At 62.7% G+C, this 19,229-nt stretch carries 14 protein-coding genes; 7 read left to right on the top strand and 7 right to left on the bottom strand.

Translation table 11 applies throughout. From position 1 onward, the window contains the following. Positions 1–155: 155 nt before the first annotated feature. The 4 genes from KHP07_RS18115 to KHP07_RS18130 all read left to right on the top strand — a co-directional run bounded on the left by KHP07_RS18115 (position 156) and on the right by KHP07_RS18130 (position 9,078). Entirely contained in the window at positions 156–2,144 is a 1,989-nt protein-coding gene (locus KHP07_RS18115) for an alpha-1,4-glucan--maltose-1-phosphate maltosyltransferase (RefSeq protein ID WP_214497669.1), read from the top strand. 134 nt (positions 2,145–2,278) lie between these two features. Next, entirely contained in the window at positions 2,279–5,626 is a 3,348-nt protein-coding gene (gene treS, locus KHP07_RS18120; protein ID WP_214497670.1) for a maltose alpha-D-glucosyltransferase, read from the top strand. Next, a complete protein-coding gene (gene glgB / locus KHP07_RS18125) occupies positions 5,623–7,860 on the top strand; it encodes a 1,4-alpha-glucan branching protein GlgB (RefSeq protein WP_078048187.1) in 2,238 nt (745 codons plus the stop codon). The genes treS and glgB overlap by 4 nt, the downstream gene beginning before the upstream one ends. A gap of 51 nt (positions 7,861–7,911) precedes the next feature. Next, entirely contained in the window at positions 7,912–9,078 is a 1,167-nt protein-coding gene (locus KHP07_RS18130; protein ID WP_214497671.1) for a GGDEF domain-containing protein, read from the top strand. Between the two features lies 1 nt (position 9,079). On the opposite strand, the gene KHP07_RS18135 is transcribed toward KHP07_RS18130, so the two are convergent. The 3 genes from KHP07_RS18135 to KHP07_RS18145 all read right to left on the bottom strand — a co-directional run bounded on the left by KHP07_RS18135 (position 9,080) and on the right by KHP07_RS18145 (position 13,560). Further along, entirely contained in the window at positions 9,080–11,260 is a 2,181-nt protein-coding gene (locus KHP07_RS18135) for a GAF domain-containing hybrid sensor histidine kinase/response regulator (RefSeq protein WP_214497672.1), read from the bottom strand. A gap of 152 nt (positions 11,261–11,412) precedes the next feature. Beyond that, on the bottom strand, positions 11,413–12,264 hold the full coding sequence (locus KHP07_RS18140; RefSeq protein ID WP_078048190.1) for a CAP domain-containing protein: 852 nt from the start codon (positions 12,262–12,264) through the stop codon (positions 11,413–11,415). 93 nt (positions 12,265–12,357) lie between these two features. Next, positions 12,358–13,560 carry an MFS transporter gene (locus KHP07_RS18145; protein WP_214497673.1) on the bottom strand — a complete coding sequence of 401 codons (1,203 nt, stop codon included), beginning with the start codon at positions 13,558–13,560 and terminating at the stop codon, positions 12,358–12,360. Positions 13,561–13,672: 112 nt separating this feature from the next. On the opposite strand from KHP07_RS18145, the gene KHP07_RS18150 reads away from it, so the two are divergent. Together KHP07_RS18150 and KHP07_RS18155 are read left to right on the top strand one after the other, a co-directional pair. Beyond that, positions 13,673–14,578: a LysR family transcriptional regulator gene (locus tag KHP07_RS18150; protein WP_214497674.1), complete on the top strand. Its 906-nt coding sequence runs from the start codon at positions 13,673–13,675 to the stop codon at positions 14,576–14,578. 21 nt (positions 14,579–14,599) lie between these two features. Further along, a complete protein-coding gene (locus KHP07_RS18155; protein WP_078048193.1) occupies positions 14,600–15,265 on the top strand; it encodes a GNAT family N-acetyltransferase in 666 nt (221 codons plus the stop codon). 108 nt (positions 15,266–15,373) lie between these two features. Here KHP07_RS18155 and KHP07_RS18160 read toward each other — a convergent pair whose 3' ends face one another. Next, complete coding sequence (locus KHP07_RS18160; protein ID WP_078048194.1) at positions 15,374–15,970, bottom strand: TetR/AcrR family transcriptional regulator; 597 nt, start codon at positions 15,968–15,970, stop codon at positions 15,374–15,376. Between the two features lie 69 nt (positions 15,971–16,039). Between KHP07_RS18160 and KHP07_RS18165 the strand changes: the two genes are divergently transcribed. Then, complete coding sequence (locus KHP07_RS18165) at positions 16,040–16,639, top strand: NAD(P)H-dependent oxidoreductase (RefSeq protein WP_214497675.1); 600 nt, start codon at positions 16,040–16,042, stop codon at positions 16,637–16,639. A 1-nt stretch (position 16,640) separates the two neighbouring features. On the opposite strand, the gene KHP07_RS18170 is transcribed toward KHP07_RS18165, so the two are convergent. The 3 genes from KHP07_RS18170 to KHP07_RS18180 all read right to left on the bottom strand — a co-directional run bounded on the left by KHP07_RS18170 (position 16,641) and on the right by KHP07_RS18180 (position 19,168). Further along, the gene (locus KHP07_RS18170) at positions 16,641–17,030 is read right to left on the bottom strand and encodes a hypothetical protein (RefSeq protein WP_010210708.1); all 390 of its coding nucleotides are present in this window, start codon (positions 17,028–17,030) and stop codon (positions 16,641–16,643) included. Between the two features lie 32 nt (positions 17,031–17,062). Further along, a complete protein-coding gene (aroA, locus tag KHP07_RS18175) occupies positions 17,063–18,319 on the bottom strand; it encodes a 3-phosphoshikimate 1-carboxyvinyltransferase (protein WP_078048196.1) in 1,257 nt (418 codons plus the stop codon). A gap of 294 nt (positions 18,320–18,613) precedes the next feature. Then, positions 18,614–19,168, bottom strand: coding sequence for a UPF0149 family protein (locus tag KHP07_RS18180; protein WP_099492734.1), 555 nt, complete (start codon positions 19,166–19,168; stop codon positions 18,614–18,616). Between the last annotated feature and the right edge of the window lie 61 nt (positions 19,169–19,229).

Below are 19,229 nucleotides of genomic sequence, written 5' to 3' on the forward strand. Positions count from 1 at the left end.
AAATTGATTCCCCGCCCAATGGCGGCATATCCACCTGAACTTTTGTCGACGGCACAGGCTCGGACCTATTACGGCCATGCTCAGGAAGAATGCGGCTGCCTGAAGAATCCGGATCAAGCAAAGAGCGTCCACAGGGCGTAAGGGGAAGATGCTCGATGACTGCTGAAACACAGGTTCCAGACACCTCCATATTGCCGCTGTCCCAGGCGCTGTTGCTGCCCAGGATCGCGATCGAAAGCACTACCCCCGTGATCGACGGCGGCGAATTCGCCGTCAAGGCCGTGGTTGGCCAACGGGTGAATGTCACCAGCAAAGTGTTCGCCGACGGCCATGACAAGCTCGCCGTGCTGATCCGCTGGCGCCCGCTGCAGGACGAAAGCTGGCATAGCGTGGTGATGACCGATGTGGGCAACAATGGCTGGGAGGGTGCGTTTACCGTCACCCAGCAAGGCCCCCACGAATACTGCATCGAAGCCTGGATCGATACCTTCGCCAGCTTCTGCTACGAACTGCGCAAAAAACATGAGGCCGGCGTGCCGGTCAGCCTGGAACTGCAGGAAGGCCGCAGCCTGGTGCTGCAGGCCGCCGAGCGCAGTGACAATGAACTGCGCGATCGCCTGATGCTGCTGCACCACGAACTGTCCGGCCTGCTGGAAACCGAGCAGGTCGCGCTGTTCATGCACGAAGACAGTGCACACTTGATGACCCAGGCCGATCATCGCGCTTATCTAAGCATCAGCACGGTGTACCCCATCGATGTGGAGCGCGAAGCGGCGCTGTTCGCCAGTTGGTACGAGCTGTTCCCGCGCTCGATCACCGACGATCCCGCGCGCCACGGCACCTTTAATGACGTGCACTCGCGCCTGTCGATGATCCATGACATGGGCTTTGACGTGCTGTACTTCCCACCGATCCATCCGATCGGCCGAAGTCACCGCAAAGGCAAGAACAACTCGCTGACCGCCGGGCCCGATGATCCAGGCAGCCCCTACGCGATTGGCAGCGAAGAGGGCGGGCATGAGGCCATCCACCCGCAGTTGGGCAGCCGCGATGACTTTCGGCGCCTGGTGCAGGCCGCCGCCGAGCATGGCCTGGAAATCGCCCTGGATTTTGCCATCCAGTGTTCCCAAGACCACCCGTGGCTCAAGGAGCATCCGGGCTGGTTCAACTGGCGTCCGGACGGCACGATCAAATACGCGGAAAACCCGCCGAAGAAGTATCAGGACATCGTTAACGTCGACTTTTACGCGGCGGACGCCATTCCGGGCCTGTGGACCGAGCTGCGCGATATCGTGGTGGGCTGGGTGGAAGAGGGCGTGAAGACTTTTCGTGTCGACAACCCCCACACCAAGCCGCTGCCGTTCTGGCAATGGCTGATCAGCGATGTGCGCGCCAAGTACCCCGACGTGATATTCCTCGCCGAGGCATTCACCACGCCGGCGATGATGGCGCGCTTGGGCAAGGTCGGCTATTCCCAGAGCTACACCTATTTCACCTGGCGCAATACCAAGGCCGAGCTGAGCGAATACCTGACGCAACTGAACCAATCGCCGTGGCGCGAATGCTACCGGCCGAACTTTTTCGTCAATACGCCGGACATCAACCCGCCGTTTTTGCATGAATCCGGCCGTCCGGGCTTTCTGATCCGCGCCGCGCTGGCGACCATGGGCTCAGGCCTGTGGGGCATGTATTCAGGGTTCGAGTTGTGCGAAGCGGCGCCGGTGCCGGGCAAAGAGGAATACCTGGACTCGGAGAAGTACGAGATCCGCCCTCGGGACTTCACCGCGCCGGGCAATATCATTGCCGAGATCGCCCAGCTCAACCGCATTCGCCGGCAAAACCCGGCGTTGCAGACGCACCTGGGGCTCACCCTCTATAACGCCTGGAACGACAACATCCTGTATTTCGGCAAGCGCAGCGAGGATGGCAGCAACTTCATCCTGGTTGCAGTGAACCTTGATCCCTTCAATGCCCAAGAAGCCCATTTCGAGCTGCCACTGTGGGAGTTGGGCCTGCCGGACGACGCCGAGACCCAGGGCGAAGACTTGATGAACGGCCATCGCTGGACCTGGTATGGCAAAAGCCAGTGGATGCGGCTGGAGCCGCAGATGCCGTTTGGGATCTGGCGTATCACCACTTCTTGAAACCGGACCTGTAGGAGCCGGCTTGGCGGCGATAAGGCCCCTGGCATCGCTGCATGGCTCAAGTACGCCATTGCCGGCAAGCCGGCTCCTACAGTGACCGCGTTTCTCCCGTTCGAATTTTCCCGGAGTTTCCAATGGCGAAGAAACCCAACGCTGCCACGTTCATCAAAGACCCGCTCTGGTACAAGGACGCGGTGATCTATCAAGTCCACGTCAAATCCTATTTCGACTCCAACAACGACGGCATCGGTGACTTCCCTGGCCTGATCGCCAAGCTCGACTACATCGCCGACCTGGGTGTGAACACCATCTGGTTGCTGCCGTTCTACCCCTCGCCACGTCGCGACGATGGCTATGACATCGCCGAATACCGTGGCGTGCACAGCGACTACGGGACCATGGCCGACGCCAAGCGCTTCATCGCCGAGGCGCACAAGCGCGGGCTGCGGGTGATCACCGAATTGGTGATCAACCACACCTCCGATCAGCACCCCTGGTTCCAACGGGCGCGCAAGGCCAAGCCCGGCTCGGCGGCGCGGGACTTCTACGTGTGGTCGGATGACGACCAGAAATACGACGGCACCCGCATCATCTTCCTCGACACCGAGAAGTCCAACTGGACCTGGGACCCGGTCGCCGGCCAATATTTCTGGCACCGTTTCTACGCTCACCAGCCCGATCTCAATTTCGACAACCCGCAGGTGATGAAAGCCGTGCTGTCGGTGATGCGTTACTGGCTGGACATGGGCATCGACGGCCTGCGCCTGGACGCCATCCCGTATCTGATCGAGCGTGATGGCACCAACAACGAAAACCTGCCTGAGACCCACGACGTGCTCAAGCAGATCCGTGCCGAGATCGACGCCCATTACCCCGACCGCATGCTGCTGGCCGAAGCCAACCAGTGGCCGGAAGACACCCAGTTATATTTCGGTGACAAAAAGGGCGACGACGGCGATGAATGCCACATGGCCTTCCACTTTCCGCTGATGCCGCGCATGTACATGGCCCTGGCCCAGGAAGATCGCTTCCCGATCACTGACATCCTGCGCCAGACCCCGGAGATTCCCGCCAATTGCCAATGGGCGATTTTCCTGCGCAACCACGATGAACTGACCCTGGAAATGGTCACCGACAAAGAACGCGACTACCTGTGGAACTACTACGCCGCCGACCGGCGCGCGCGCATCAATCTCGGCATTCGCCGCCGCCTGGCGCCGCTGATGGAGCGTGATCGCCGGCGTGTCGAGTTGCTCAACAGCCTGCTCTTGTCGATGCCTGGCACGCCGACCCTGTATTACGGTGATGAAATCGGCATGGGCGATAACATCTACCTCGGTGACCGCGACGGCGTGCGTACGCCGATGCAGTGGTCCATCGACCGCAACGGCGGCTTCTCCCGCGCCGACCCGGCCAGCCTGGTGTTGCCGCCGATCATGGACCCGCAATACGGCTACCAGTCGGTGAATGTCGAGACCCAGGCCCAGGACCCGCATTCGTTGCTGAACTGGACCCGGCGCATGCTCGCAGTGCGCAAGCAATCCAAGGCATTTGGGCGCGGCAGCCTGAAAATGCTCTCGCCGAGCAACCGCCGCATCCTGGCCTACACCCGTGAGTTCACCGGTGAAGATGGGCGCAACGAGATCATCCTCTGCGTCGCCAACGTGTCGCGCAGCGCCCAGGCTGCCGAGCTGGACCTGTCGGCCTTTGCCGGCATGGTGCCGGTGGAGATGCTCGGCGGGAATGCCTTCCCGCCCATCGGCCAGCTGAATTTCCTGCTGACCCTGGCGCCTTACGGTTTTTATTGGTTCGTGCTCGCCCCGGAAAACCAGATGCCCAGTTGGCATGTGGAACCGGCCCAGAGCATGCCGGACTTCACCACCCTGGTATTGAAAAAACGCATGGAAGAATTGCTCGAAGAACCTTGCCGCGCCTCCCTGGAACAGACCGCACTGCCGGCCTGGCTGCCCAAGCGCCGCTGGTTCGCGGGCAAGGACACGGCCATCGACAGTGTGCGCATCGCCTACGGTGTGCGCTTTGGCGACCCGCAGCACCCGGTCTTGCTCAGCGAACTGGAAGTGACAGCCGGTGGCCAGGTCAGCCGTTATCAGTTGCCGTTTGGCTTTCTCGGTGAAGACCAGTTCACCAGCGCCTTGCCGCAGCAATTGGCCCTGGCCCGTGTACGCCGAGTGCGTCAGGTGGGGTTGGTAACCGATGCCTTCAGCCTCGAACACTTTATCCGCGCCGTCATCCAGGGTTTGCAGGCGGGTACCGTGCTCAACACCAACGAAGGCGAACTGCGCTTTGCCGCCACGCCGCACCTGGCCAAGCTGCAACTGACGGATGAGTCCGAAGTGCGCTACCTGTCGGCCGAGCAGTCCAACAGCTCGGTGGTGGTGGGCGAGAGCCTGGTGCTCAAGCTGATCCGCAAAGTCGCCTCCGGCGTACACCCGGAACTGGAAATGAGCGCCTACCTGACCGAAGCCGGCTACCCGAATATCTCGCCGTTGCTGGGCTCGATGATTCGCCACGACGCCGGAGGCCAGGACAACCTGCTGATGATTGCCCAAGGCTATTTGAGCAACCAGGGCGACGCTTGGGGCTGGACCCAAAACAACCTGGAACGCGCGATTCGCGACGAACTGGCCGAAGCCATGTCCGAACAGGAGCAGCACTACAACGCCTTGGGCGAGCTGGCGGATTTTGCCGGGTTGCTCGGCCAACGCCTGGGTGAAATGCACCTGGTACTCGGCGCGAAAACCACCAACAAGGACTTCAAGCCCGAAGCCACCACGGCCAAGGACACCCAGGCCTGGGCCAAGGATGTCGGCGCGCAACTGGACCGCGCGTTGCAACTGCTCAAACTTCATCAAAGCCAGTTGAACCCCGCGGATCAAGCGCTGGTCAGTGAATTGCTGGCGCAGAAAAAAGCCATCGCCAGCCATGTGCAGGCCTTGGCGAAAGCCACGGCCGGCGGGTTGCGTATTCGGGTCCACGGTGATTTGCACCTGGGCCAGGTGCTGGTGGTGAAGGGCGATGCCTACCTGATCGACTTTGAAGGTGAGCCGGCGCGCCCACTGCACGAACGACGCGGCAAGCACAGCCCGTATAAAGATGTGAGCGGCGTGTTGCGCTCCTTCGACTATGCGGCAGCCATGGCTTTGAATGTACAAGGGGTGGACCATTCGCCCGAAGCAGACCAGGCGCGCAAACGCGTGACTGACCGTTACCTCAAAGAAGCACGCCAGGCCTTTATCCAGGCTTATCAGTCCGCTACGTCTACACTGGCGCATGACTGGCAGGATGCCAAAGGCCAGGACGCAGCGCTGACGTTGTTCAGCCTGGAGAAGGCCGCGTATGAAGTGGCCTACGAAGCGGAAAACCGCCCGACCTGGTTGCCGGTGCCCCTGCAAGGGTTGCACGGACTGTTGAGCGGGCTTGCACCTATATCGAAAACTGCACGCGGTGGGGAGACGTCATGAGCTTTACAAATAAAGAACCGCTGCAACCGAAGTTGACTGCATTGCCGGCGTCCAAGGACGTCGAAGCGCTGGTACGCGCCGAGCACCACGACCCGTTCTCGATTCTCGGGCCGCACGATGATGATCACGGCGGCCAGTTTATCCGCGCGTTCCTGCCGGAGGCCTTGAGCGTCCAGGTGCTGGCGCGCGACAGCGGCGAGCCGATCGGCAGCCTGGACGCGAGCCAGGTCCCGGGGTTGTTTGTCGGGCAGTTCAAGACCCGGCAGCCGTACCTGTTGAAAATCCAGTGGGCCGGCGGTGAACAGATCACCGAAGACCCTTACAGCTTCCAGCAACTGTTGCTGGGGGAAATGGACCTGTACCTGTTCGCCGAAGGCAATCACCGCGACCTCAGCAGTTGCCTGGGGGCCCAGGTGACCCGTGTCGATGGCATCGAGGGTGTGCGTTTCGCCGTGTGGGCACCGAATGCGCGGCGCGTGTCGGTGGTGGGCGACTTCAATATCTGGGACGGCCGCCGTCACCCGATGCGCCTGCGCCATCCTTCCGGCGTGTGGGAGATCTTTATTCCACGTCTGCAGCCGGGTGCGGCCTACAAGTACGAGATTCTCGGCGCCAACGGGATCCTGCCGCTCAAGGCCGACCCGATGGCCCTGGCCACCCAGCTGCCGCCAGACACCGCGTCCAAGGTTGCCCAGCCATTGCAGGTGGACTGGCAAGACCAGGCGTGGATGCAATCGCGGGTCGACAAGCAAAAGACCACGGCGCCGCTGTCGATCTACGAGCTGCACGTGGGCTCCTGGCAATGCGAGTTGGACGAGGCGGGCGAGGTGGCCCGCCAGTACAACTGGCGTGAACTGGCCGAGCGCCTGATTCCCTATGTGCAGCAACTGGGTTTCACCCACATCGAGCTGATGCCCATCATGGAACACCCGTTCGGCGGCTCCTGGGGCTATCAGGCACTGTCGCAATTCGCGCCGACGGCGCGGTTTGGTTCGCCGGAAGATTTCGCCTATTTCGTCAATGCCCTGCACCAGGCGGATATCGGCGTGATCCTCGACTGGGTACCGGCGCATTTCCCCACCGATACCCACGGCCTGGCGCAATTCGACGGCACTGCGCTGTACGAATACGCCAACCCGCTGGAAGGGTTCCATCAGGATTGGGACACGCTGATCTACAACCTGGGCCGCACCGAAGTGCACGGCTTCATGCTCGCCTCGGCGCTGCATTGGCTTAAACACTTCCACATCGACGGCCTGCGCGTGGATGCCGTGGCCTCGATGCTCTATCGCGATTATTCGCGCAAGGCCGGCGAATGGGTGCCCAACCGCCATGGCGGCCGCGAGAACCTGGAGGCCATCGACTTTCTGCGCCATTTGAACGACGTGGTGGCTCTGGAAGCCCCCGGCGCGTTGGTGATCGCCGAAGAATCCACGGCCTGGCCAGGCGTGAGCCAGCCGACCCAACAGGGCGGCCTGGGCTTCAACTACAAATGGAACATGGGCTGGATGCACGATTCCCTGCATTACATCCAGCAGGACCCGGTCTACCGCGCCCACCATCACAACGAACTGAGCTTTGGCCTGGTGTATGCGTGGTCCGAACGTTTCATCCTGCCCATCTCCCACGACGAAGTGGTGCACGGCAAGCACTCGCTGATCGACAAGATGCCCGGCGACCGCTGGCAGAAGTTTGCCAACCTGCGCGCCTACCTGGCGTTCATGTGGATGCACCCTGGCAAGAAACTGCTGTTCATGGGCTGCGAATTTGGCCAATGGCGCGAGTGGAACCACGACCAGCAACTGGACTGGTACCTGCTGCAGTACGCCGAACACAAAGGCGTGCAGAAGTTGGTGGGCGACTTGAACCGCTTGTACCGCGAAGAGCCGGCCCTGCACGAGCAGGACGATGCGCCCCAGGGCTTCCAGTGGCTGATCGGCGACGATGCGATCAACAGCGTCTATGCCTGGCTGCGCTGGAGCAAGGATGGCAAGCCGGTGCTGGTGGTGGCCAACTTCACCCCGGTGCCGCGTGAGGGTTACGCCGTCGGCGTGCCGTTTGGTGGGCGTTGGAGTGAAGTGATCAACAGCGACGCGGATATGTACGCAGGATCCAATTACGGCAATGGCGGCGAGGTGTTTACCCAGGATGAACCCAAGCATGGGCAGCCGGTGTCACTGTCGTTGAATCTGCCGCCACTGGGCGTGCTGATTCTGCGGCCGGAATCGCTTTAAAGGCTCTACCGTGCTGGATTCTGTTGTCCACGCTGGTGGCAGGGTGCCACAATGGCGCCTTTGTCGTGGCAGTCGAATCAGGCGGATTTCATGAATGGCCTTGGGCGTGGGCAGGACCAGGATTGCATTATAGAAGAGCAGGTGCGCACTGATCGTTTGCACCAGCTGTTCAGGCAATCATTTGCCGCGATTTTCGGCAGTTACCTGGCGGCCTTGATGCTCTGCTGGCTGTGCTGGGACCGGTTTGACCATCAGGTCATCCTGGTCTGGCTGGTGGTGCTGGCGGTGTCGTCGCTGCTGCGCGTCCAGATGTTCATGGAGTGGTTTCGCTGCCCCAACGCCGAGCGCACGCCCGATCGTTGGGAGCGCCGCTACTGGCTCACGCTGGTGCTGTCGGCCGGGATCTGGGGCGCTGGCGCCCTGGCGGTGATGCCTACCGATGATCGCCTTTCCCAAGTACTGGTGATGTTGTTTACCGTGGGCATGTCGGTCAGCGCGGTGTCGTGTTATTCGGCTTACCGCTACATGACCCTGGCCTCCATGGCGTTGGTGCTGCTGCCGTGTACGCTGTGGCTGCTGTTCCAGCCTTCTTCCCTGCAAGTGGGCGTCGCCATTGCGGTGCTGGTGTTTTCCACCTTTGTGGTCAGCGCTACACGCAAACTGTCGGATGCCTTGGAAAAGGCCTTTCGCCTGACCCGGCAAATGGAACGGGCCCACACTATTTCAACCCGCGCCGCACAGACCGACGAACTCACCGGCCTGATGAACCGCCGTGCGTTTTTCGAACGTGCCCAGGTGCTCTACGAACAATGCCGTCACAACCGTCAGCCGCTGTGCGCATTGATGATGGACATGGACCACTTCAAGCAAATCAACGACACCTACGGCCACCAGGCCGGCGATCAGGTGTTGCGCCAGATAGGCGGGGTGATCAGCGCCTCGTTCCGCCAGGCCGATGTCTACGGGCGCCTGGGTGGCGAAGAGTTTGCGGTGTTGCTGCCCAACACCTCACTGGACACGGCACGGGCGATCGCCGAACAGTTGGTCAAGGCGATCTCGGGGCTGGCATCGGAGCCGGTGCATGGGTTGTCGGCCAGCCTGGGTGTGGCATCCACCCATACCCAGGATCAAGACCTGCATGGCCTGATGAATACCGCCGACAAAGCGCTGTACCGCGCCAAGGCCCAGGGGCGCAATCAGGTGGCGGTGGCGGAGTAACTCAGGCCATCGCCCTGGCCAACGCCCGTGCAACCTGATCGGCGGAGTAGGGCTTGGGCAGGAACTCAAACCCTTCATAACCACTGTCGGCCAATTCTTCGCTGTAGCCCGAGGTGAGCACCACCGGCAAGTCCGGGCGCCGTTGGCGCAGCAACTTGGCCATGGTGACGCCGGTCATGCCGGGCATTACGACGTCCGAGAAAATCCCATCGAACGCCAAGGCGTCCGCGCCGGCCAGGGCGAGTGCCTGTTCGGCGTCGGTGGCCCAAGTGGTCTGGTAGCCCAGGTCCTGGAGGATCTGAGTGGCGAAGCGGCCTACCTCAAGGTTGTCTTCGACGATCAGGATATGACGTTGCGCGGCATCGTGTGTGGGCAGAGCGTCGTCCTGCGGTTGCTCGGAGGGCATCGCCTGGGGTGCCGCTTCTGGCAGATACAGTGTAAATACCGAGCCTTGCCCTGGGTTGCTGGCCACATCCACGTTGCCGCCGGACTGCTTGGCAAAGCCGAATACCTGGGACAGCCCCAGCCCGGTGCCTTTGCCTACGGCCTTGGTGGTAAAGAAAGGCTCGAAAATGCGCTCCACAGCATCTCCAGGGATACCGCTGCCGGTATCGGCCAGGGAAATGCTCACAAAGGGCTGGCGGGCCTCCCCATCACCCCGGATCCGTGGCATGGCGTCCACCTTGACCACGCGCAGGGTCAGAGTGCCTTGCCCCTCCATTGCATCCCGGGCATTCAGGGCGATATTGATCAGCGCGGTTTCAAACTGGCTGGCATCCACCCGCACATGGCAAGGGTGTTCGGGCAATTGCACCTGCACGTGGATGCGTGCGCCGGTGACGCTTTCGAGCATTTCGCCGATGTTCTTGACCCGCTCGCTCACATCGAAGACTTCCGGGTTGAGCGGTTGGCGCCGGGCGAAGGCGAGCAGTTGACTGGTGAGTTTGCTGGCGCGCTCGACCGTGTCGGATACAGCGCCCATGTAGCGTTGGCGCCGCTCTTCGGAAAGCCCGGGTTGGCGCAGAAAGTCCACCGAGGAGCGAATGATGGTCAGCAGGTTGTTGAAGTCATGGGCGACGCCGCCGGTCAGTTGGCCGATGGCTTCGAGTTTCTGTGACTGGTGCAACGCGGCCTCGGCCTGGGTGAGGGCGGTGGTGCGCTCCAGCACGCGCTGTTCGAGGGTGGCGTTCAGCTCGGTGAACGCGGCCAGGCCTTCGCGCACGGCGGCGTCGGCGCGTACCCGCTCGATATGGGCCCAGGAGCGTTCGGTGACTTCGCCCACCAGTGCCAGGTCGTAGGGTGACCAGACGCGCGCGGTCTTGTGATGCACCGCCATCAAGGCGGTCAGGCGGCCGTCCTTGATCAATGGGAAACACACCGTCGCCAGGGCGCCCAGGGCCTGATAGCTGGCGGCATCCTCCGGCGCGAATTCCACCCGGTTGTCCTCCACCACCAGCGGCTCACCGGCGCGCAACTGGCGCACGGCCCGTGCGCCGAACGAGGCGAGGCTGTAGCGCCCCACGATGCTGGGCGAGCCCGGTGCGGCCCAATTGCCGCGAATGGTGAAGCCGTCTTCGTCGGCGTCCATGTCCGCATAGGCGCAATTGGACACCTGCAAATGCTCAGCCAGCAAGCGGGTGGTGGTGGACATGATGGTTTCGGCGTCGGTGGCATTGGCCACCGCACTGCCGACGGCATCCAGCACGGCCAGGCGGCGGGCGAGGAACACGGTGGCGGTGGTTTCGGTGACGGTGTCGAGCATGCCCACGACCTTGCCGAGAGGGTCGCGGATCGGGCTGTAGCAAAAGGTGAAGTACGCCTGTTCGGGACCGTTGCCGCGCTCGATCAGTAGGGGGAAGTTCTCGATATAGGTGGCATGCCCCTCGTACGCCGCCTTGGCGATGGGGCTGACGTCTGCCCAGACCTCTTGCCACACCTCGCTGAATGGGCGGCCCAGCGCATAGGGCTTGTCGCCCAGGATCGGAATAAAGGCGTCGTTGTACAGCATGGTCAACTGCGGCCCCCACACGATGGCTTGCGGGAAGCTTGAGGCAAAGCACAGCGCCACGGTGGTCTTGAGCACATCCGGCCACTGCTCCAGCGGCCCCAGGGGCGTGCTCGCCCAATCATGCTGGCGAACCCGCTCAGCCATGTCGCTGCTGCTTTGCAGCCAATTCATCATTGCGAGAACACCTTGTTTGCCACGGTCTGTCGAACGCCTGAAAGGGTCAGGTTAACAATCAACAGACCGGAATGACCGCTGCCAAGTTCAGCGGCATTATCCATGAGATGGCGATTTGATGCTGCAACCGTTTGATGAGCCTGCACATTGACTTACTGCGCGCCGAAAACCCCCGTCCAATAGATCCCTGCATCACTCTTCGGGTCCATGGCGTACGCTGCACCCAGCTCGCGAAATTGCGGGTTCATCAGGTTGGCGCAATGGCCGGGGCTGGCCAGCCAGCCATCCACGACTTTGCGCGGGGTATCCAGGCCGGCAGCGATGTTTTCGCCGATGTTCTTCGCGATGTACCCGGCCAGTTCGGCACGGTCCCCAGGGGTACGGCCATCATGGTCGAGGTGGTCGAAGAAATTACCGTTGGCCATGTTGCGCGTGTGGCTGTTCGCGGCGCCGGCCAGGTCTTCGTTCCAGGACAAGGGTGTGGTCGCGGTAAAGGCCTGGGTGCCGCATTGGCGCGGTTGCGAGCGCGCGGTGTTGATCAGGTTCAGCACCTGCTTGCCTTCGGTCTGCCAGTCGCCCAAGCCGCTGGTGAGCAGTGGGCGGGCGAGCACGATGCGCCAGTCCTGGCCGCTGTTGCTGACGCCGATATCGACGAATTGCGGGTCCAGCACCACCCGGCAGAAGCTTTCGCGCACTGCCTTCATGGCTGCCTGGGCATCCTTGGGCCCGGACAGGCTGATGGCCTGCACGTTGACCATCGGGTACGCGGCACGCGCCAGCGCTTGCTGCAGGTCGCCCACATTGTTGGCCGGCAGCACCAGCCGCGTATCACTGGCCAGCGGCGGCAGTTCCTGGGAACCCTGGTCGCCGCAGCGTTGCACCTGGCTGCGGTATTGGTTGATCTGTTGTACCAACTGACTTTCTTCATTCGCCATCGCGCTGGCGCAGAACACCGTAGTGGCGGCCAGCGTCGTAAGACCCATCATCAATGACAGAACGCGCATGGACGTTACCCTTGAGCTTGAAAGTGCCCATGATGCGCGATGTAACCCGGTCTGGCGCAACGCCTTTTTTGTTTTTTTGCCTCAATGGGTGTTCTAACGCTTGTTACAAGCGCCAAAGCGGCGCCATGCCATCACACTGGCCAGCAGGATCAACCCCAGCGCCACGCTGAAGGTTACATGCAGGCCAAAGGCCACGGATTGCGGCAGGGCGCGGGTCACATCCGGGCTGGCCCAGGCAAAGACCGCACCCAGCACGGACGCGCCGAAGATCAGCCCGAGGTTGCGCGACAGGTTCAGCAACCCCGAGACGGTGCCTCGACGAGAGCCGTCCACATCGCTCATGACCGCCGTGTTGTTCGCGGCCTGGAACAGGCTGTACCCCGTCGTCAAGATGACCAGTGAGGTCAGGTAGGCGACCAACCCTGACGCCAGTGACAACAGCAGCGCACCGCAGGCCAGCAGCGCCAGCCCGGCGAGGGTCATGCGCTGGCTGCCGAAGCGGTCGGTGAGGCGACCGGCCGGTACGCCAGCGCACGCCGCGACACAGGGGCCGAGCGCCATCGCCAGGCCCATCCACTCGGGGTCGAGGCCCAGGCCGCGGGACAGATAGAACGGCCCGACCACAAAGGTGGCCATGATCACCGCGGCCACCAAGGCACTCATGGCCAGGCCCGCGCGCAATGCTGGCACCTGCAAGGATGACCAGAAACCCAGGCCTGTGGACGCTGGCGCGCGAGGGCGATCAACCGGCAAATAACGGTAGGCGAGGGCGACGGCCACCGAGCCGAGCGGTACGCCGACCAGGAAAATCGCGCGCCAGCCCCACAGGCTCAGCAACACGCCCCCCAGGCTCGGCCCCATCGCGGTGCCAACCGCCGACATCGTACCCAGCAAGCCCATGACCCGGCCGGTACGTTCCTTGGCAACCGTATCACCGACCATGCCCAACGCCATGGCCATCATGACGGCCGCGCCCAGGCCTTGCAGGATGCGCGCGGCAATCAGCCATTCAAGCGCCGGCGCCCCGCCGCACAATCCGCACGCTACGGTGAACAGCAGCAAGCCCGCCAGCAGCAACCGCCGGCGGCCCAGGTGGTCGCCCAGGCTTCCGGCACTCACAATCACCGCAGTGATTGCCAGCAAATAGGCCAATACCACCCACTGCACGGCGTGAAACGAGGCCGCGAACGCCTGCGCCAGGCTGGGCAGGCCGACATTGGCGATGCTGGTGCCCAGGGAGGCGAGCAACATGGACAGGGACAGGCCGACAAGGCTGCCGCGTGAGGGAGTGAGCATGGGAAATCCTTGGATGAAGGCAACTGTCACAACTCTACGGCGTCGCCTACTATGGCGGTAGGCGCATGGGTTGCAGTGAATACATGCGTGTAACGCCTGATAAGGAATGCCGATGCCCGATCTCAACTTGCTGACCACCCTGGATGTTTTACTCGCCGAAGGCAGCGTGGCGGGCGCGGCCAAACGCCTGCGCCTGAGCCCTTCGGCGATGAGCCGTGCTTTGGCGCGTTTGCGTGAAACCACCGGCGACCCGCTGCTGGTACGCGCCGGCCGTGGCCTGGTGCCCACGCCCAGGGCAGTGGCGTTGCGTGAACAGGTCAGCCGGCTGGTGCAGGACGCCAACGCCGTGTTGCGGCCGATGCAGTCGCTGGACATGGCCCGGGTCGAGCGCACCTTTACCCTGCGTACCAGCGAAGAATTCGTCGAGCATTTCGCCCCGGCACTGTTGGCGCGGATTGCCCGGGAAGCGCCGGGCGTGCGCCTGCGCTTCATCAACAAGACCGACAAGGACAGCACCCTGCTGCGCGAAGGCAGCGTCGACCTGGAAACCGGCGTCGTCGATCCCACTGCCAGCCCGGAAGTGCTGACCCAGGCGCTGTTTCGTGACCGCTTGGTGGGCGTGGTACGCAGCGGCCATCCCTTGAGCCAGGGCGACGTCGACGCGCGACGCTATGCCCAAGGCCAGCATGTTTACGTGTCGCGCCGTGGCCAGGACCGTGGCCAGATCGACGATGCCCTCGAAAAACAGGGCCTCACGCGACAAATCAGCACCATCGTCGCGGGTTTCGCCACGGCGATCGCCCTGGCCCGCACCACCGACCTGATCGCCAGCGTGCCCGAGCGCTACATCGCCCATGCGCGTGAAGGCCTGCACTGCTTTGCGCTGCCGCTGACATTGCCGACCTTTACCGTGGCGATGCTGTGGCACCCGCGGCTGGATGCTGACCTGGCCCATCGTTGGTTGCGCGCGTGTTTGCGCGAGGTGTGCGTCGAGCAGGTACAATCGGCGCTGCCTTGACGCTGAACCCCAGGAATTTGCATGTACAGCCTTACCCGCTACACCACACCGTGCCCGGAGCCTATCAACGGCCAGATCCTGCAACTGGTGGTGGACAACCTCACCGACATCAGCAGTGTGGCGCTGCCGCCGAGCAACCTGCTGTACAACATCTACCAGTACGCCACTGGCTTTGAGGTGCACCTGTACCTGGAAGCGCTGGACGGTTCCAAGGGCATTGCTGTCGAGTTGGTCGTGGCGATGGAAGAGGAAAAACTCATCGGCTTTTGCCTCTACCTGCCCGTGAAGGATGATCCAGAAGCCTGCGGCGTTGCGTTCATGGCCGTGCAAGTCGGCTACCGGCGCCAGGGTGTGGCGCGCGCAATGATGCGCGACGTGCTGGGCCGTTATCCCCATGCGGAATTGGCGTGCTCGGTGGAGAAGGTGCCGGCATTTGAAGGCATGGGCTTCCAGGTGCGCGGCGGGCGGGGCACGCAGGTGTTGATGAATACGCGGGACTACGGCACTGACGGCCTGATGGGCGTGTTGGATGTGGCGTCGATCTACCGCTCACTGGAGGTGCAGCAGATTCATACCTACCTGCTGCAAAAGCACGGCAAGCGCGCCATGATTGATGCAGAGAAACAACGCGATCGACACCTCGATCAACTGACCCGCAAGGTGCAGCTTTTTGTAGCCGGGCGTTAGGCGGCGTTCTTTCTTTAGGGGGGAGTGGGCTCTTGTGGTGAGCGGGCCCATTGCTTGCCGTACTCTGGTAAACCCGGTCGCGCCGATTTATTCCTCACCTGCCAGTGATTATTTGAACGCGCCGCGGTTGACCATCGCCAGGATGGTCGCGAGCAGCTCCTGCTGCGCCTCCTCACGGCTGATCTCTCCGCTGGCTGCGGCCTGGGACAAGGCTTCCGCCGCCCCCAGCATCGCCCTTAAACCGGCCTGGGTAATGTGGCCAAAAGGCGACAGCGCGTCGCGGCACTTGTCGAGGAAGATCGCCTCGTACTGGCGCTTGAGCGCTTCCAGTTCCGGCGAACTGCTGAGCGCCGCAATCACCCCCGGGATTTCCCGACCCTGCAATAACACGCAATCCACATAGGACTCGGCGATCACCCAGGCACGCTCGTCCAGGGTGTCGCCACTGGCTGCGATGGCGTTGGCGAAGACCTGATCCTGGCGGGCATCGAAGTCCTCATACAACGCTGCCAGCAAACCGGCTCGCGTGACGAAATGGTCGTACACCACCGGCTTGGTCACGCCCGCCAACTCTGCCAGGCGGCCAAGGGTCAGGGCTTCGGTGCCTTCATCACGCACCAGTTGCCAGGCCACCTCCAAGAGTTGGCGCAGGCGATCTTCACGGGACAGGCGACGACGGGGGGCAGGGGATTCGCTGCTTGACATGCTTATATACCAAAAGTAACTTACTAATCGTAACTTAAGCCTAGGCTAACCCCAAAGGGAGTCAATGTCATGCATGCACTTATCGTTGTTGCTCACCACGACCCAAAATCCCTCACCCACAGTGTGGCAGCGCAGGTGGCCGCCGGCCTCACTGCATCGGGCCACACCTACGAAATCGCCGACATTGCCGCCGAAGGTTTCGACCCGCGCTACACCGCCGCCGACCACTTGGTGCATCGCACCCGCGCCACGCCACCGGTCGACGTGTTGGCCGAACAGGCCCGCATCGACCGCGCCGATGCGCTGGTGCTGGCGTTCCCGATTTACTGGTGGTCGTTGCCGGGCCTGCTCAAGGGCTGGATCGACCGCGTCTTCGTCAACGGCTGGGCCATCGACTACGGCCCCGACACTCCAGTGGTGAAAAAGCTGCGGCACCTGCAGGTGCATCTGCTGGCCCTGGGCGCAGCGGACGACGATGCGTTTGATCGACACGGCTACGCCAAGGCAATGCGCACGCAAATTGACTACGGGATCTTCGATTACTGTGGCGCGCAGGTGGTGACGTCGGCGTTGTTGCTGGAGTCGGAAAGCGGCGGGGTGCAGGCGCATCTGGACAAGGCCAGGGCCGTGGGCGAGGGGGTGTTCGACACCGAGACCGTCGCCGGTTGATTTAACCTTCGCGAAACAGGTCGTGGGCGTCCAGCAGGCGGTAGGCAATTTCCGGACGTTTCTCCATACCCCGGCGGATGGCGGCCGGGATGGATTGGCGGGTCTTGCGGCACATGCCTGGCAGCTCGTCGATCACGATCTGGATGCCGCGCATGCTCTTGACCTCGGTGTGGCCGGGGGCGACATGCACGCGGATGCCCAGGAGCTCGTACATCCGCTGCTGCATGTGTTCCAGGTCTTGCAGGCTCTTGAGGTCTTCAAGCCGGTCGAGCAGTTTTTTCTCTTCTTGGCGCGTGAGGTTGAGGATACGCAGGTCGGCGCCGGGTGCTTGCAGCAGTTGCTCGCGGTCGCAGACACAGGCGCCGGGTGGGCAGGGTTGGCGAATTGTCATGTGCGTTGCCTCCCCATTCCGACGCCGAGCCCTTAGTAGCTCAACTGAACCCCGAGACTGCCCAGGGCCTTCCAGTATTCAGGATAGGTCTTGGCCACGCAGTCCGGGTCCTGAATGCGGATGCCCGCGACTTTCAGCCCCGCCAGCGCAAAGCACATGGCGATGCGGTGGTCGGCATGGGTGTCGATCAGCGCGTTGCACGACGTACCTGCCAGGGCCGGATCGCTGGCCACCAGCAGGTCGTCGCCTTCGATGGTCGCCAGGCCTGGGCGGATTTCGTTCAGGCCGTCATGCAGGGCCTGTACACGGTCACATTCCTTGACCCGCAGGTTGGCCAACTCGGTGAAGCGCACCGGGGTGTTGTTGAACGCGGCGAGCACTGCCAGGGTCGGGATGGCGTCCTGCATCTGCGAGCCGATGACCGTGGCTTGCATGTTCGGGAACTGCGCGATCACGGCCTGGGCCTTGGCGTCGGGCTGGGTGAAGTCTTGCGCAGCCACGCCGATGTCGATGCGCCCACCGGTCAGCACTTCGGCAGCCCACAGGTAGGTGGCGGCGGAGGCGTCGGGCTCGATCAGGTAATCGTGGGCAGTGTAGCCGGTCGGGGCCACGCGCCAGGTGGTGTCGTTGACGGCTTCCACCTGGGCACCGAAGGCGCGCATGCAGTCCAGGGTCAGGTCCACGTAGCCACGGGCGCCGATGTCCTTGCCGGTCAGCGCCACTTCAATCGGCGCTTCGCCGCAGGCCGCGAGCATCAGCAGGGCCGATACGTATTGGCTGGAAAGGCCACCGTCGATCTCGAAGCGCTTGGCCTTGATCTTGCCCACGCCGTGCACGGTGACGGGTGGGCAGCCGGTTGGGCTGTCGACCTGGATGCCGTTTTGGCCGAGGGTTGCCAGCAGTGGGCCGATCGGGCGTTTTTGCATGTAGTCGTCGCCGTCGAGCACCACGGTGCCTTCGACGGTGGCCACGGCGGCGGTGAGGAAGCGCATGGCAGTGCCGGCATTGCCGAGGAACAGTGGCTGCGGTGGCAGTTGCAGTTTGCCTTGGCCGGTGACGACGAAGGTGGTGTCGTCGGGTTCGTCGATGGTGACGCCCATTTGGCGCAGGGCCACTGACATGTGGCGGGTGTCATCGCTCTTCAGGGCGCCGCTGAGGCGGCTGGTGCCCTTGGCCAGGGCTGCCAGCAGCAGGGCGCGGTTGGTGATGGATTTGGAGCCTGGGGGTGCGACCTTGCCGTTGAGGGGGGCGTTGGGCGGTGTAACGGTCACGGTTTTCTGCGAACTCAAGGTACAAGGCTCCTGATTCAAGGCAAGGTGGTATGGAGTGGCCGACGGGCGGACTCGAATGATCGGGTATAGATGTGGTGCTTGTCGAGCTTGGGGTCATGGGCGCTGATATTTACTGGGTGTACGTCGATCTGAATGTGGGAGCTGGCTTGCCTGCGATGGCGGTCTTCGGGTCGCTGTCAAATTCCGGCCAGCGTGTTTGTTTGATGGGGCGCCTCAGATCAAGATCTACAGCACTCAGGTCTGACAGCCGGCCTGAGTGGTTCGGGCAAAAGCCGGTACGTCCCGCAGCCTTTATCGCTTTGCCAACCAATAATCATGTAGCGCCCGCGCTGCCGGTTCGAGTTCGCTGACGCGCTGCTGGTGTGCTTGCACGTCCAGGTCGGCGGGCAGTTCGAAGTTGTCCTGTTCGGCGCACCAGGAGATTTTTTCCAGCAGTGCGGCCTGTTCAGGCGGCAGTTCCGGCCAGTTGCCAATGGCGGCGCCGCGGATGTAGCCGAAGCACCATTCTTCGGCCAGGGTGACGTCCCGGCCCTGGTGTTCGGTTTCATCGAAACGGGCCTTGAAGGCCTGGGCGTCGGTGGCCAGTTGGCCTGCCAGGGTGTTGAGGTGGCGCACGCACAGTTCGAGGAAACCCTGGGCTTCGTCCATGTTGTCCCACTCGGGGTTCTGGCCGCCCCAGATGGCCGGGAACCACTCTGCCACGTCCACCTGGACCGGGCTGGACACCAGCGCGGTGAAGTAGCCGTCGAGTTCGGCCAGGTTCAGCACCGAATGGTCGTCGCCGTACTTGAGCAGGGTGTTTTCGATAAATTCGAATTCGGCGGGGGTGAGGGGGTGGGCGTGCATGGGCATATCCTTTAAACGTCGAGCGCCGCAGAGGGGGCGGCTTAAAGCGCGAAGGATGGCG

The sequence above is a fragment of the Pseudomonas sp. VS40 genome, assembly GCF_018587885.1.
GTDB classification, from domain to species: Bacteria; Pseudomonadota; Gammaproteobacteria; order Pseudomonadales; family Pseudomonadaceae; genus Aquipseudomonas; species Aquipseudomonas pergaminensis.